The sequence below is a fragment of the Pseudomonas sp. HPB0071 genome, from assembly GCF_000478505.2.
GTDB lineage: Bacteria > Pseudomonadota > Gammaproteobacteria > Pseudomonadales > Pseudomonadaceae > Chryseomonas > Chryseomonas luteola.
This window is the reverse complement of sequence record NZ_KI517368.1, coordinates 308,441-324,637: the sequence shown is the minus strand read 5'-3', so window position 1 is coordinate 324,637 and position 16,197 is coordinate 308,441. Positions and strand designations below refer to the sequence as shown.

The window sequence follows — 16,197 nt, the reverse complement described above, 5'->3', positions numbered from 1 at the left end:
GCTACACAACTCGGGAGGTCTGCCGCTTAACGCGGCAGAACAACCAGTTGATCAGGGGTAGCACCCAGCGCTTGCCAGGCAGGGCGATACATGGACTCCACCTGGGGTGGTGGCACGAGGTAGCGTCCTGGTGTAACGGCCCGCGCCAGGTATACCAGATGCGTGGTGCCATAGCCGTTGACATCTACGGCGGCAACATAACGATCATCTCGGTACTCCTGATGCTTGAGCGTACCGTTCTGCATCGCCTTTACCCATTCACGAACGTTGCTGCCGGCGTCTTCCAGGCTGGCTGCGCTTTGTGCCAGGTTCTGGTTTTCCAGCTCAAGTCCTGCCGGTAGCAGGTCGACCACCAGCGCATCGGGTACACGTTGATGAGCCCGTACGGCAAGGTGCACAAGCACAAGCTCGCCACTATGGAGTTGAGACAGGTTGACCGGACGGCCATCCATCCCCAGGTAGCTGCGCTCGATGCTCAGGTTTTCGCTGATAGGTGCTGGTGTCTGCATCCCATAACCGGTCACAGTCAGCTGCTGATACACCACTGCATCACCCGTGTTGCGTACCGAAAGCGGTGTATTGAGTTCGGCACCATCGATGTGCTGCGTTACGTCACGGTTATCGGCCAGTTCGCGCGGGGCTCCTGCCAGAGTCAATTCGACCTTCCAGGGCTGGGCCGGTTTACTCATGACCGAGCGACCCGCGAGATATAGCCAGTTTCGTTCTTGCGTCGACAGCCACTGATGAGTAGACAACTCTTCCGCCAGCGCAAACAGACGTTGGGTACGTTGGTCTGCCGCCAGGTCATTTTCTTCGAGCAGTGCCAGAATCTGCGCCTCGTCACGCAAGACACTACCGTAGTCATGGAACCAAGCCTTTGAGGCGCGAACCTGTGCAAGTCCGGCCGTCAACGCTTGCATTGCCCGATCATTATCACCCATGCGCTGCAGGGCAATGGCAAGATGGACCAAGGGCAGGCCGGACGCTGCAGCTTCACGGCGATCAAACAGGCTACGCAGTGCGCCAAGCGGTGCCTGTTTGCTGCGTGCCAGTACATAAGCCGCATAGGCCTGAACGGCAAAGCGGTCATGTGTGGCGTTTTCGCTATACCCTACATCGATCTGATTAGGGTCTTGCAGATAGCGCAGCAGCCGTTGTGTTGCCTTGTTCAGAGGTTCGGTGGGTACAGCAAAGCCTCGCTCCCGAGCCCGTAGCAGGAAGTCAGTGACATACGCTGTCAGCCAGTACTCTTCTGAACTTTCTGCGCTCCAGAGACCGAAGCCGCCCGAGTATCGTTGCATTCCTAGCAGTCGATCGATTCCCACCTCGATCTTGCGGCGGCGGTCGCTCTCCTGCTCACCCTGAATGCCGAGACGCTTGAGTGATTCGGCGTCTGCATAAAGAGAGGGGTAAAGCCCACTGGTGGTCTGTTCGAGACAGCCGTATGGGTAGGCCTCAAGTGCCTTAATATGCTCGGCCAGATTAAGCGGTGGCTGGCTGGATACTGCCAGCATGGCTTCCCGCGTTTCTGGAGCATAGGCTTCAAGCACCGATGCCGGTAAGCTCCAGGAGGGTGTGCTGGCGTCCAGCGCGACAGAGAATTGGTCACGGCGTGCCGGATAGGCCGGGCGAACACCTAGCGTCCAGTCGCGAGACAGCGACGAGCTACCCTCTGGCATAACCAGCCCCGTGATCCGCACGGTAACCTTGCCTGTTCCGTAACCCCCAAGCGCTTTTACCGGTACCTTGAGTGTTACGCGTTGCCCTTCTTTTAAGGTAAGAGGTTTGTCGACGGTTTCCTGCAAAGCCAGGCGTCCTGAGACCTCGGTTTTGACCGTTAGCTGCTGAGTGCGTCCAGAAAGGTTTGTCACATCCAGGGCCAATGTCGTTTCGTCACCGCTTGCAAGAAAGCGAGGTGCAGCCAACTCAGCCACCAGAGGTGCCGCAACAGTGACCTTGCTTTCACCCGCCCCGAACCGATCTTCTGTCCAGGCCTGAGCCATGACGCGCAACTCACCGTTAAAATCGTCAACCGGCAGGCTTACCTCGGCATTACCTTCTGCATCGAAGGTTACTGCCTGACTCTGCTCAGAGAGAATTTTCACCTTGGTAGGGGGCCGCTTGCCCCCGGCCGACAGGTCCGCGTCACCACCAAAAGCCAGAGCTGCCAGGCGGCCACGGCCTGCCTCGATCAGCTGGCCATACACATCGAACTGATCGGCCGTGTAGGCCTTACGGCCAAAGAAGGCTGAGAAGGGGTCCGGTGTGGTATATCGAGTGATGCTCAAAACACCGGTATCGACAGCCGACACCAGAACGTGCGCCTGTTGAGGAATCGATCCATCGGCGTTGCGTGCCTGCAGGCGGACCTTTAATGGTTGCCCCGGCTCCATGCGTGCAGGGGTGTTTACCGTCAGGTTCAGGCGACGGGCTTCACGGTCCAGCGGGAGATGGAGCAGGCCTACCGCACGCTTGGGGGTAACGCCTGTCTTGGCTTCACCTGGGCGTATAACCAGCGCCGTGACATACAGATCATGACGAGACCAATCCTTGGCGACGGGCACATCAAACGTCTTGCCGCCTTCCGGCACTTCGATAGGCTGCCACCAGAGCGGACCCTCGGCGGACTCCACGAGCAGATAACCATTGCCTGCTGTAGGAGGCGTGACAGTGATGCGAGCCTGATCGCCCGCGGGGTAGGCTGGACGGTCGAGCGAAAGCTTGACCTGGTCAGGCCGTACGCTTCCGTTGTCGGTGTTGTCCTGCCACCGATAGCCTGCCCAGAACCGAACACTGCTTATCAGGCCGATCTCGGAGTCTTCCACTTCGACCCGGTAAGGACCCCATTCCACAGGAAAACTGACCTTCGCTGAACCGTTTGCCGCAATATCGATCGTCTCTTCAGACATGGTGATGGCTTTTTCGTTGTAACGACTACTCCAGCCTTCATCATCAGAAAAACCCCAGTAATAGTCCCTTCGTTCACGGACCAAACGGACCCGTAGCTGGCTGGCCTGTAGTTTCTTACCCTGCGCGTTGGCCATAACGATCTCAAAGCCCGCCTGGCTATTTGCATCGACCTCGCCGTCATTGAATAGAGGGCGAATTCCGGGAAGGTGTTGAGCGGGCCAGACCGGTTGGACAAGACGACGTGTCACCGGTCTGCCGCCTGACTCCTGCAGGCTGGACTGCAAAATCAACTGCAGGGGCGAGCGCGCTTCGCTCCAACGGGTATCCTGGGAAAGAAGTCCGCGTCCTTTGGTATCCAGCGTCAGGTCATCCAGGTCAAGGTCCTGGCTGAGGTCGGCCTCGGTAATGGAGCCGAACTGATAACCCGGCAGGGTTGCCACGGCTTCGCGAAGTGGTCTGACATACAGCTGGCTGGAAAGGGTATTGCCATTCGCGGGTGCTCCGTACAGGTAGCGGCCGGTCACGCTGACTTCAAATGGTTCATCTGGAGCCAGCGGCGCGTCTTCACCCTTGAGCTCAAGCGCCATGCGCTCTGGAAGGAAATCTTCGACGGAAAACTCATACAGTTGAGGCGTAGCCCCGTCTACCTGCATGACCAGTTGCCAGCGGCCGGTAGGTGCTTCTTCACCCAGTTGCAGTTCATATTGGTAAAGACCATTTGCATCAGGCTTCCAGACGAAGCGACGGCTCGTCTGGTTATCCGGCCGACGAACCTCGACCGGGACCGGGTGTGGTGGCAGCGCATGTCCGTCTCCGTCGCGCAATAGGGCATTCAGCAACACGGTCTCACCGGGTCGATACAGGTCACGAGGGCCAAATACAAAGAACTGCTGCGGTTGTTGTCTTGGGCCATCGATCTTGTATTCAGCCAGATCCAATGCGGGGTTATCCAGTCGCAGTAGGCTGGTTTGCCCATCATGCTGAGCCAGCAGCACGCGTGCGTTACCGTTGACGGTAAGCTGCGCATGTCCTTGGGCATCGGTCTGGGTTTCAGCCAGAACTGCACTGTCTTTATCCAGTACCCGAATGGCAATCTTGCCCAGTGGCTTTCCGCCGCTTAGAGCCTGAGTGAAGACATCGATCCGATCCCGATAGCGATGGGCCGACAGGCCGATATCGCTCAACGTCAGCAGCGTAGTCGACTGTTGATAGTCGTATTTGCCGGCCTGTTGCATCACGGCCAAATAAACGCCGCTTTCTTTGAGGGGCTCTATCCCAGTCAGGGGCAGCAGTACGGTTTCCCGGGTATTCAACTTGGGTGACAGGTTGAATCGGCCGGTATAGACCAGCTCTGCCATTGGCAGTATTTCGCTCGACTCCCAATACCCCATTGTGGCTCGATTACCCCACCTGGCAAGGAAGGCTGGCAGCGCATCGGGCTTGATGCGAAAAAAGTCGACATTGATTTTATCGACGTTCAGGGCAATGACCGGAAGCCCCTCGGCCAGTCGTGTTGGCAGGAGTGAGCCACGACTGGCGAAGCCAACGCTTGGGGTAATGTTTCGCGTGTTGAGTGAGGTGGTGTAAGGGGCATTCAGCGCGTTGTCATTGATGGCTTTTAGGCCCGCATCAATGGTCAGAGTAAGCTCACGCTTGGGCTGCAAATGGCGCAGCCGAAGCTCCATCTGGTTATCCGACAGTTCCCAGGCGCCATCAACCGGGCCGGCGGTCTTGTCTGTCAGATGAAGGTACTGATGAAATGCCTGTTCGCGTTGCAAGGGGACTGAAAACGTAACCGACAATGTGCTGGCACCGTCCAGCTGAATCTCAGAGGCGTCAACCACAGTCAATGCTCGGCCAGCGTATCGCTCGGCTGTCTGGGCAATGTCCTGAGTTTTTGATACCGGTGCCGATTCGGCTGTTTTAGCATCAATAGTCGCAGATGCAGGCGATCCGGATGATTCAGGCGCGGTCTTGGATGTAGATCCCGTTGGCGCATCCTGAGAGGCGTCGCAGGCGGCAAGCAGGCACAGAATCGCGCTGAGTAATATCCCTTTGAGGCGCATGTTAGTTCCATTAACAGGTCGGGGCGCGGATCATACTCCGACTGACCCTGGCAGGAATATGGTTTGCGCGCCAAGGCTTAACTATTTTTATTTTTGCTTTTCAAAGGATGGTTGTTAGTTGATACGTGCCACTGTGTAAAGCATCGAGGCTACCCGGTGTGAGAGATCCTGCGGTGCCTAGGTGTTTGGTCCCAGGGAGAAAGGGTTTATGGTATAGACCTCTATCGGAGGAGGATCCATGGCTCAGGTTCTACACAAGCGCGCCACGACCACGCACGCCATCCGAGCGGAGTTACAGCGATCGCAGGATTCGATCGCGACGCTGAGTAAGCGTTACAACTTAAACCCCAAGACCGTGATCAAGTGGCGTAAGCGCGACTCGGTTGAAGATCAGCCCATGGGACCTCGGGAGCCGCATTCGACCTCCCTGACCCTGGCTGAAGAGGCCGCTGCGATTGCGTTCCGGCAGAAGACGGTGCTGCCTCTGGACGATTGCCTGCATGCCTTGCAGCGCTTCATACCCAGGCTTTCGCGCTCGGGCCTGCATCGGCTCTACCAGCGGCACGGCATCAGCAACCTCCCGCGCTCAGCTGAGCCGGTACGTGAGAAGAAAGCCTTCAAACGCTATCCGCTGGGCTATCTGCATATCGATATCACCGAGGTGCATACCGCAGAGGGCCGGGCCTATCTCTTTGTGGCGATCGATCGCATGTCGAAGTTTGTCTATGCCGAGTTGCACACGCAGATGAGGCGCAAAGATGCGGTCGACTTTTTGGAGGCCACGCTTAAGACATTACCTTATAAAGTGCATACGGTACTCACCGACAACGGTATCCAATTTGCCAAGAAGACAGGTACAGAACGCTATCGGGCCCATCCTTTCGATGTGGTCTGTTATCGGCACGGCATTGAACATCGGCTAACCAAGCCCTTCCATCCCTGGACCAATGGCCAGGTTGAGCGCATGAACCGGACGATCAAGCAGGCCACCATCAAGGCCTTTCATTATGCCTCGCTTAAACAGCTGCAGGAGCATATAAAGGATTATCTGTGGGCGTATAACAGCGCTCGTCCATTGCGCGCCTTGAAAGGGCAAACACCGATTGGCTTTATCCTCGGGCAATGGCATAAACAACCACAGCTCTTTTTAACCGACCCAAACCTCTTCTTCCCGGGACCTAACACCTAGGTTCTTGAGAAGGCCTCTGAAAATCGGCCTCGCTATTTGAATAAGCGAGGCCGAATGTGTAAGCCACAAGCTAGCGGTATTGTTGATATTCAGCAGCGTGGCCAAGAAAATCAAACGATCAGGCCGTTATTTCGATTAGATTGCCATCGGGATCCCTAATCACCGCTTCGAAGAAGCCATCGCCCGTCCAGCGTGGCGCGGATACTAGCGCCTGTTCGCCGCCCATATGCCCAGCAAGTTTTCTGACGGCGTCTTCCGATCCCAGCGAGATGGCGATATGGGCCCAGCCTGTTACAGGTGTGTCTGAAGAGATGGTGGCTTGGTTCAGTCTCGGATGCGTCATCAGTTCGATAGTCGGTCCGTCCTCTAGAGTGACGAAGCGAGAAATGAAGCCTTTGTTGGTCTGGCTGTGGTAAGGCTGACCGATGCGGGCGCTAAAGGTCTGATGCCAGAAATCGGCGGCCCGCTCAAGATCAAGTGTCCATAGGGCAACGTGTGCAATCTTCATAGCGCCTCCTCAGTGTGTACGGTCTGTACCGAGCAGCCTGATTTTCGAAATGCCTTCAGGCGCGGCTCGACCTGGTTGTTTGTTTCAATCACCAAATGATCGATCGCCTCGCTGGGGATCACCTGATAGGGCGCCAGGGTGTCGAATTTATCGGCAGACAGGGTAATAACCGTGGCGTTGGCCGCGTTCACCAGGGCGCGCTTGAGCTCCGCTTCCTCGAAGTTGAATGCCGTCACGCCCGTTTCAAAGCTGAGCGCGCAGGCCCCCATGAAATAAATGTCTGCGTGAATAGCCTGGATTTCCCTTAGTGCTTTTGCCCCCAGGCTGCCACCCGCTTTTGAGTCGAGGCGGCCCCCGATCAGGATCGTCTCTACCCCAGGCTTGCTCAGTAGTGCTTCGCCAATAGCGGGCGCGTTGGTGATGACTGTGAGGTTGGCCTGTGAAGGAAGGGCCAATGCAATTGCCCGGTTGGTTGAGCCTGCATCCAGAAAAATCGTCTGGCCTGGATCGACCAATGCTGCCGCTGCTTCGGCCAGCACCGAGAGGATAGGTGTGCTGTTTTGAATACGTTTATTTAACGGGCCGGGGTCAGGGGCAACAGACAAAGCGCCCCCATATACTCGACGGCATAGTCCTCTTTGAGCCAGTTCGCGTAGATCTCTGCGAATCGAGTCTTCAGAAACGCTCATTTCTTTTGCCAGATCCGCTGCGATGACCCGCCCTTGAGAATCCAGGCGCTGGAGAATCACGGACTGACGTTCATGAGGAAGAATATCTTTAAGAATAGGCATGATCGTGTACTCAGTTGATCTATTAATTATGCATAAAGACGCATAAACATGCAATAAATAATTATTAAGTCAGAATTTATGCACGATTTGGCGTGTTTTGCTGGCGTGAGTGGACCTGTTTGAGCAATGCCTTAAATCAGGTGTAGCTTCACTAGGGTATTCCTTAAAGCAGTATCCTATTTGTCCTGCTGCATAAATCCTTGTCTCAGCACTAAGTTAAAGGAGGACACAAAGGTATAAATGTATATGGATGTCAGAATGTTGCTAAAAAAGGTAATATAGCAGTATCTGCCTGATTGCTTTATGCGCATGTTTGTTTTCTGCCTCCGCCAAGATTACCTCTGTACCTCAGCGGATTAATTATTTATGCGCATGAGCTGCCTGCTTCAGGTAAACCGACGCTAATTTATTGAAATAGCACTACTTTATTGAACAAGCGCAGCCGCGTTTTTGGACAGGAGCGGGTTTAGCGTCTAGCGTTGGTCGGGTTTATAGAAAAGCAGGAAACGAAACGTGGTTGAATTCCATACTAAAAATAACGCTAATATTTTTGCAGCCGCTCACAGGAAATCCCTAAAACGGTGGTCAATGTCCACCCTGGCGGCAGCGCTTCTGATGGCGAGTAATTATTCGCTGGCGGCTCAGCCGCAAAGTCCTCATTGGGTTGGAAGCTGGGCCGCGGCTCCGCAAGCCAACGGTGCTTCTGCCGGCTCAAAAGAGACTGTCGTCAGGGTGAACAATCAGACGATACGCCAGATCGTTCATACCTCTATTGGAGGCTATAAGTTTCGAGTTCGCTTATCCAATGCCTTGGGCAAGACTCCGCTGGTGATTGGCGAGGCCCGGGTTGCATTGAGTGCTGGTAAGAACACCATCAACCCTGATACAGACCGGCCCTTGACGTTTGGAGGAATATCCTCGACGACAATCCCGCCTGGAGCGGTGATGTACAGCGATCCTTTAGACATGCGGTTCTCTTCACAAGCCGATCTGGCTGTCAGCCTTTATCTACCAGAGCAGACCGAAGCTAAAACCGTACATACGTTGGGCAAGCAGACCAACTATATTTCTATGTCCGGCAACCATACGAAAGCGCGCGCGTTACAAGCAAAGTCGACCAGCACTTCATGGTACTTCCTAACGGGTGTGGATATTCTGACCCATAAGGACACCACAGCTGTTGTCGCATTTGGCGACTCGATTACAGATGGTCTCAATGCCGCGGTAGATACAAACAACCGTTGGACTGACTATCTGGCTCGCCGCCTGCTGAACCGATCCGATATCAATACCAAGGGTGTTCTTAATCTCGGCATTAGCGGCAACCGCATCCTGCACGAGCAGGTGGGACCAAGCGCACTGTCACGCTTCGATCGAGATGTCATCGCGCAGCCTGGCGTTACGCATCTGATATTACTCGAAGGCATCAACGATATTGGCTATTCGGATTTGCCCGGTTCTCGGGAAAAGGTAAGTGCCAAGCAGATCATTGCAGGTTACAAGCAGCTGATTGCCCGTGCGAAAACCCATGGTCTAAAGGTAATTGGTGCCACGCTTCTACCGTATGAAGGGGGCAGCTATTACACCCGGCAGGGCGAGGCCAAGCGTCAGGAAGTAAACAAGTGGATTCGTGAAAGCGGGGCCTATGATGCGGTTATCGATTTTGACAAAACCATGCGTGACCCGAAAAGACCGACCCGATTGAACCCCTTGTTCGACTCGGGCGATCATATTCATCCCAACGAGACTGGCTTCCTTGCAATGGCTAATGCCGTCAACCTGGATTGGCTCAAGTAACAAGGGTGTATAGCAAGAGGCCTTTCACAAAGGCTTCTTGCTTGCAGGCAGCTATGGGGACCTGTCATTTCCAGACCATTACTTGAGGGAGATATTAAATGCGTCATCCGTTCTGTCGATAGCTTACAGCTTCAGTTATGTCTTTATCGCTATCAATACTTGAAGTGCCTTTTAATGGTCACTTCTTATTGTTCTGGTACTGGTTATACAGATTGGTATTCACATCTTAATTATTGAGCACTAGATGCTCTGGCAGTTTTTGCTATCTGTACGAAAAGCATGATGTAAAAGGCTGCGATGCACCATCTCAATTAGTCGTGAAGGACAGCAGGTGCAATTTTTGAGAGCGATTGACGGCTAGATTATTAGCGCTAGCTCCAAGGCAGGAGTAGGTAACTGCTTAGCATATCAAGTGTAGTGGTTAGGTGTTGCAAATAAGCGATGTAGTCGTTAAGTCAGTCTGCCATTTATTGCTACACCTGGACGATAGCCAGCAGCTGTTACTGCTCGGGTACACCCTAATGATGAATAGCTATCGTCCTGGCTTCGTTACATCTTATGAGCATTCATCAGTCGACCACGAAGAGCCTTGCTCCGCTAGCCGTGTAAGAGCGGTGTGCCTCAGCATTATCTGCGACCTGATAGCTCATGCCTGGCTTAAGAGTGAATTGACGACCATCGTCAAGCTCAGTCTGTAGTTCACCTTCAAGACAAAACAGTATGTGACCTTTCGAGCACCAATGGTCTGCTAGGTAGCCAGCACTATACTCAACCATTCGTACTCGGATGGAACCATAGGTTTGGGTACGCCAGTAAGCCGAGCCGGTTTCGCCAGGATGGGTTGTCGGCTCAATCGTAGACCAGTCAGTTGTTCCAAAAGGTATGTTGTCAATTTGCATGAGTTTTGTCTCAGCTGGTCCCAGGAAGAGGATGACGTTACAGCACCTAAGGCGAGTAATCGTAATCTAGCTAGTCCAATCAACCAATAACGGATGCTAGACAGTAATGGTTATTAAAGATTTGTAGTCGCTGGGTATGCCTCAGCGACTACACTTAATGACCGTGCATTACCGCCCGTTAGTCGAATGGGTACTCATCCATTTGCTGACCTTATAAGGCTGGTCTATAGATTTCTAGCTTCGTCTTTCGACTTAGCGAATCGAAATCTTTGGTCTCACAAGGAAAGTACCTCATGTTTATGCTAAAGCCTCTGGCACTAACTGTCCTTTTCGCTATCTCGGGTACCACACTAGCCGCTAGCCACACCGCCACCCAGACACAGAATGGAAATAACAATGAAGTCACGCTCGAACAGAGCGGGGAAGGCAATACGGCAACACAGACCCAGACGGGTGATGCGCATCGGTCTGCCGTTGTGCAGAGCGGGAACAATAATTCCGTAGAAACTCTTCAGGAGGGCTATGGCAGTGAGGTCAATGTTAATCAAAGCGGTAATGGGAATCTTGCCTCTGTCTATCAACATCCCGATTATATTGAGCTGCAAGCAGGCCACACTGCATCAGTAACTCAATCAGGGGACAGCAATACTGTAAAGCTTGAGCAGCAAGGAAGTTTTTACACAAATAACGCTACGCTATATCAGGAAGGAAACAACAATACCTATGATATTCATCAGGGAAGCGTATATGGTGATAACACTCTGACTGCTACTACAACGGGTAATAATAATCAGCTGACGGTTTCTCAGACTGACTACGTAACCGCGCAAGTAGAGCAGACGGGCAACAGTAACCAGATAACTCTGGGGCAGAGCTTTGGGGGAGCGGGTGGAGCAGATTCCACTATCAGTCAAAATGGCAACAATAACTTGGCTGATGTGATTAATGGTGGGGGCCGTTACGGGCAGAACAGTGTCGCCCTTTATCAAGAAGGCGATGCTAACTCGGCTTCAGTTAGCCAGGGAGGTCTTAACTCCGTAAACCTCAGTCAGCAAGGCAACGGCAATAATGCAGTTGTTTCGCAAGGGATAGGTGGCCAGCTTTATGGGCGTTCCGTCGGCAATAACAACGCTGTCGATATAGATCACCGTGGCGAAGGCTCAACCGTTGCATATGCTCAGGAAGGTGACAGTAACCTGCTCTCTATCGATCAGGCTGACAGTAATAATTATGCCGATGTTAGCCAGTTTGGCAGCGCTAACGAGATTACTCTGTTACAAAGCGACCATTTTACATTTGACCCAGCAGGTCATTCCGCCACGGTCAGACAAAACGGTGAGGGTAACAGAGTTAGCATCAGTCAAACTCAGGAATACAACCCAGGCGGCCAGGGAAATACGACTGTTGTTACGCAAGCGGGTATGGGCAACATAGTCTCTATTACTCAACGGTAACGCATCTAAGCTGATGCCACTCATGTGGTATCAGCTTTGTAACTTGCACACACCGGTTATAAGAACAAGTCAAACATAGTTTGTTTGTTAGACGTCTGTTTCCTCAATGCTTGATAATAACGTCCTATTTATAATGGTTTTTTCCGGTGTAGGCATTAAGGTATACCCTATGGGAACGCCGACCTATTTACAGCTAAAGGATCGATCTACTTAATTAGTAGAAACGGCTAAGCTATCTTTACCGTTACGCTGGTAAGTAAACTGTTCTTAAGTCTATTGCTCTTCTCTAATAACTAGGACTTAATTGTTCACAAAGATAGCAATGGACGACTCCATCGGCCTCAACCCAAATGGCTCCTACAGAGGCAGGTGCAGCGGAATCAGGTTTGTTAAGACCCATGAGAGCCGATTCTTTAAAGGCAAGGAGCGAGATTTCAATACAGGCGAGATCCTGGATGACAAGCTCTTTATCAACGGAACGTTTGCAGGTGGCGATAAACCTGGTGCTCCTCCCGTCATCAAGAGGTGCCGATGTCATGTCTTCCTTAGTCCTGTCTGCTTCTTCGTGCGGCTATCGGCATGAATGAACTGACCGCTGATTTCCCTATCGATAGTTAAAGGCCTGACAAGCAACGTTCTAAAGGTCAGCCAAGTACACCGGGTTGATTAATGCAATGCCTAAATCCAGGCGCATTACTTGGCTCACCTCTGACAAAAGTGCGAGTCTTGATGAAACAAGAGCTAAATTTTCAGACATTATTCGAAGCGCTTCCGCACCTTGTGCTGGTCCTGTCTACAGGTCCTGAGTTCATCATGCTGGCTGCTAACGAAGGGCGGCTTAGAGGAACCAATACGCGCCGTGAGGACTGCATAGGACGATCGATATTCGAGGTGTTTGGAAAGAATCCGGACGAGCGAACAGAGTTTGGTGCAGGCGTATTACGCGCCTCGCTAGAGCGAGTGGTACAGACCCGAGCGCCTGATCGCATGGCAATCACCAAGTATGATATTCCTCGGCCGGCAGCGCAGGGTGGGGGCTTTGAAGTACGCTACTGGAGTCCGCTTAATACGCCTGTGCTGGATGAAAAGGGCGAGGTCATCTACATCATCCATCAGACCGAGGATGTGACGGAGCAGGTTGTCGAACAACAACGCTCCAATTCAAACCTCAAGGTTGTTGATGAGCGTTTTCGTGCTGCCCTGCTGGCATCTGAAGCCGGTATCTTTGACTGGTATATCGATGAAGACAGGCTCTACTTTGATAGCGCGCTGCAACAGCTGTTCAAACTGCCGGATACCCTTACCCATAATGCTATAGAGCGCTTTCTCGACTATGTACATCCAGAGGACCAGGCGCAGGTACGCCTATCCTTTGCTCAATGTATGCAAGGTGGCAATTTTACAGTTGAGTTTCGGCTACAGCGTAACCAGGACGAAAGATGGTTGGTCTGTAAAGGTAATGTTTTCAGAGATGCCGCAGGCAATCCATCGTATGTAACAGGTACGTGCGTGGATATTAGTGCTCGAAAGCACGCTGAGAACGCCTTGCGTGAGCTCAATGAAACACTGGAAGCGCGTGTTGCCTCCGAGGTAGCCGAGCGTACTCGTGTGGAAGAAACACTCCATCAGGCCCAAAAAATGGAAGCCGTGGGGCAACTCACCGGCGGTATTGCCCATGACTTCAATAATCTGCTCACAGGGATCATTGGTAGTCTGGAGCTGATGCAGCGGCGCCACAGTGCCGGCAGTTCGAAGGATGATGAGCGCTATATAAACGCTGCCGTAACTTCGGCCCAACGGGCGGCAGCGCTCACTCAGCGCCTTCTGGCTTTTTCTCGGCGTCAGACACTGGATCTTAAGGCGATTGACGTTAACCAGCTGGTAGCCTCGTTAGAGGATCTGCTTAACCGTACGGCTGGGGAAAATATCAAGGTTGTAACAGCGCTAAGCGCAGGTCTTCCTCTGGCCTGCATGGATGCCAATCAACTCGAGAGCGCCCTGATTAACCTTGTGATTAATGCACGGGATGCTATGCCGCACGGCGGCACTATCACCATTTCGACTGCCGCTTTCGACGTAGAGAGTGACCAGGAGGCCAGATGGGCTGAGCTCAAGGAGGGCCAATACATACAGTTGACGGTAACGGATACCGGTATGGGAATGGCGCCTGATGTGTTAGCTAAGGTCTTCGAGCCCTTTTACACCACCAAACCTATCGGTCAAGGGACAGGGCTAGGGTTGTCCATGGTGTATGGCTATCTGAAACAGGCCAAAGGGTCTGTTCAGATTCTCTCTGAGCCTGGAAATGGAACCAGTGTTTACCTGTATATGCCTTGCCATAAAGGTGACGCAAATACGTTGCCAGCAGAGAAAAACAGGGTGGCACCGTTAGGAAGTGGTGAAATCGTACTGGTCGTTGAAGATGAGGCAGTGGTTCGCTCGCTCATCGTAGAGGTACTGGATGAGTTAGGCTATCGGGCGCTTCAAGCGGCAGATGCTCAAGAGGCTATCCCTCTTTTAGAAAGCGATCAGCGCATTGATCTGATGATTTCTGATGTAGGGCTACCAGGCATGAATGGACGTCAGCTTGCTGACTTTGCCCGTCTAAGCCGACCGAACTTGAAGGTTCTCTTTGCGACTGGCTATGCGGAAGGCTCCAATGTGAGCGGTTATCTTGCACCCAACATGGAAATTATTACCAAGCCTTTTGCAATCGAAGCACTTGCCAGCAAAATCAAGGAAATTTTGAAGGCCTCATAAGCTGACACTGACCAAAAGATGGTTTGGCACGTTCTACATCGCTGCCCATAACGTTAAGCAGGCTGTGGCTCTTAGGCGACCAGCTCTATACAGAGTCGTTTTGCTATCTTTACCCCATCTGGTCATGGCCAAAAAATCCTGAGTCCAGTACCAGCTCACGTAGCGGCTGTAGCCGCTTCTCCGATTCGTCTGCCTGATAGCGGCACTGCGCAGCCTCATCGTACGAGCCTGCGCGGTCTGCAAGCTCGGCCATTTGCCTGAGCAGGACGACGCGTTCTTCAACCGCACGCAGGGTGTCCCAGAGCCCGTTATCAATGGCCTCGTTAACCTCAGCAATGAGCGTTTTCATCGAAAAGGCGTGTCCGGTATGACATCGAAACCTGATAATAGAACCTTCTTCGATCTGTACCAGGAAGCCATGACACTCGGGACAAGTATATTTTGATACTGCGCCCAGGGACATTACACCCGCTTCGAGGCCGTTGCCCTTGAGTTCAATCAGCTTCTCAATCACGTGTCCTTCCCTGGCGGGACGGGCATGCTGCCTATCTATCTGCGTGCCCACAGCCCTAACTATCTGCTGAGCCAGTGCCTCGATAGGGCCTATGAAATCAACCTTTACATGCTTTATGGCGCTTTCAGGCATTGATTCGTGCATCGCCTCGGATGGATCCTGTACCAAAGCCAAGCCCTCTCTGTCTTTAATCGCCCAGAGACCTGCGGTTCCATCGTCAAGCGCCCCTGTAAGAATGACACCGATTACACGTGCACCATGACTGACCGCGGCTGAGCGAAATAGAACGTCTATCGCTGGGCGTACCCGGCATTCCTTCGGGCCTCGTGTAACACGTAGCCCTTCTTCTTCAAGCGTCAGGTGACGATCTGACGTAGCCACATAGACACTCCCAGCTTCGAGCGGCTGACTGTCATCGGCAGGCACAACCCGCATCTGTGTCACGCGAGAAAGAACCTCGGGTAGCACGCTGGGTGCATAAGCGGGTATATGAAGAACTACCAGGAACGCGGCAGGAAGGCCAGGAGGAAGACTCTGGAATAGTTTGGTCAATGCCTGGACTCCTCCAGCGGAGGCCCCAATCACTACGATGTTACGTGTATCGGCATCCAATTTCATCGGCCTTATTCCTTGCTGGGACATAAGGGTTAGGACCAGAGAGTTGGCCTGCCGTGTGCAACAACCCAAGCCTTGCTCATTTTACGAACGCTCAACTCAGCGAGCATGCACATCGGATTTCGGCCAAATCGCTCAAATACAAGCCTAGCCTCTTCTTCCATCTCAGATCCTGATAACGGCTTGCGAGACAGCATGAGCAAATCCCTGCCGGAAAAAAGCGAGAGCAAAAGGCTTTAAAGGCATTTAAGCGGTAAGACTAAGAAAGGCAGGCTTTATTGAGCCGAGAGCAGGGGATGGATAGATTCATAACAGAACGGGAGCTTATGCCCCCGCTCATGTCATCTCTTACTGACGACCGCCGCCATGGCTATGCTCGCCACCTTTCTTGCCCGCTTCAGAGGCTTTCTCGCGATCGTTGGCAAAGTTGCCACCGCTGTTTTGACCGCCTTTCTTGCCTGCTTCAGAGGCTTTCTCACGATCGTTAGCGAAGTTACCTGGATTGTCGTTTTTAGCTGTCATGTCTTTCTCCACAATGGTTAGGACTTGCCTGGCTGATCGGAACAATCACCCTTCAAGAGATCGGAAGGGAAAAGGCTGTACGGAGTTCCTTAAAAGTTGGGTATACCCTTTTTATAGGATAAGGGGTAAGTAACAGATTCTAGAAAGCACTCCGAGGAACATCAAAGTACGC

The 16,197-nt window shown here is 52.7% G+C and carries 9 protein-coding genes and 1 pseudogene; 4 read left to right on the top strand and 6 right to left on the bottom strand.

What is annotated here, in order from left to right:
• Nucleotides 1-26: 26 nt before the first annotated feature.
• The gene (locus HMPREF1487_RS21045; protein ID WP_010798758.1) at nucleotides 27-4,976 is read right to left on the bottom strand and encodes an alpha-2-macroglobulin family protein; all 4,950 of its coding nucleotides are present in this window, start codon (nucleotides 4,974-4,976) and stop codon (nucleotides 27-29) included.
• A gap of 238 nt (nucleotides 4,977-5,214) precedes the next feature.
• Here HMPREF1487_RS21045 and HMPREF1487_RS21040 point away from each other — a divergent pair, with 238 nt between their 5' ends.
• Complete coding sequence (locus tag HMPREF1487_RS21040; RefSeq protein WP_010798757.1) at nucleotides 5,215-6,165, top strand: IS481 family transposase; 951 nt, start codon at nucleotides 5,215-5,217, stop codon at nucleotides 6,163-6,165.
• Between the two features lie 118 nt (nucleotides 6,166-6,283).
• Here the strand turns inward: HMPREF1487_RS21040 and HMPREF1487_RS21035 are convergent, their stop codons facing one another.
• The gene (locus HMPREF1487_RS21035) at nucleotides 6,284-6,673 is read right to left on the bottom strand and encodes a VOC family protein (protein WP_010798756.1); all 390 of its coding nucleotides are present in this window, start codon (nucleotides 6,671-6,673) and stop codon (nucleotides 6,284-6,286) included.
• Nucleotides 6,670-7,464: a DeoR/GlpR family DNA-binding transcription regulator gene (locus HMPREF1487_RS21030; protein WP_010798755.1), complete on the bottom strand. Its 795-nt coding sequence runs from the start codon at nucleotides 7,462-7,464 to the stop codon at nucleotides 6,670-6,672. Before HMPREF1487_RS21030 ends, HMPREF1487_RS21035 begins: the two co-directional genes overlap by 4 nt.
• A gap of 588 nt (nucleotides 7,465-8,052) precedes the next feature.
• Here HMPREF1487_RS21030 and HMPREF1487_RS21025 point away from each other — a divergent pair.
• On the top strand, nucleotides 8,053-9,261 hold the full coding sequence (locus HMPREF1487_RS21025; RefSeq protein WP_037031092.1) for an SGNH/GDSL hydrolase family protein: 1,209 nt from the start codon (nucleotides 8,053-8,055) through the stop codon (nucleotides 9,259-9,261).
• 569 nt (nucleotides 9,262-9,830) lie between these two features.
• On the opposite strand, the gene HMPREF1487_RS21020 is transcribed toward HMPREF1487_RS21025, so the two are convergent.
• Complete coding sequence (locus HMPREF1487_RS21020; RefSeq protein ID WP_010798752.1) at nucleotides 9,831-10,160, bottom strand: DHCW motif cupin fold protein; 330 nt, start codon at nucleotides 10,158-10,160, stop codon at nucleotides 9,831-9,833.
• A 293-nt stretch (nucleotides 10,161-10,453) separates the two neighbouring features.
• On the opposite strand from HMPREF1487_RS21020, the gene HMPREF1487_RS21015 reads away from it, so the two are divergent.
• Together HMPREF1487_RS21015 and HMPREF1487_RS21005 are read left to right on the top strand one after the other, a co-directional pair.
• Nucleotides 10,454-11,614 (top strand): hypothetical protein, encoded by a 1,161-nt coding sequence (locus tag HMPREF1487_RS21015; RefSeq protein ID WP_010798751.1) that lies wholly within the window; start codon nucleotides 10,454-10,456, stop codon nucleotides 11,612-11,614.
• 729 nt (nucleotides 11,615-12,343) lie between these two features.
• Nucleotides 12,344-14,374, top strand: coding sequence for a hybrid sensor histidine kinase/response regulator (locus tag HMPREF1487_RS21005; RefSeq protein ID WP_010798749.1), 2,031 nt, complete (start codon nucleotides 12,344-12,346; stop codon nucleotides 14,372-14,374).
• 109 nt (nucleotides 14,375-14,483) lie between these two features.
• Here the strand turns inward: HMPREF1487_RS21005 and HMPREF1487_RS21000 are convergent, their stop codons facing one another.
• Complete coding sequence (locus HMPREF1487_RS21000) at nucleotides 14,484-15,506, bottom strand: chemotaxis protein CheB (protein WP_010798748.1); 1,023 nt, start codon at nucleotides 15,504-15,506, stop codon at nucleotides 14,484-14,486.
• 345 nt (nucleotides 15,507-15,851) lie between these two features.
• Nucleotides 15,852-16,001: pseudogene (locus HMPREF1487_RS20995) on the bottom strand (general stress protein); the annotation flags it as partial.
• Between the last annotated feature and the right edge of the window lie 196 nt (nucleotides 16,002-16,197).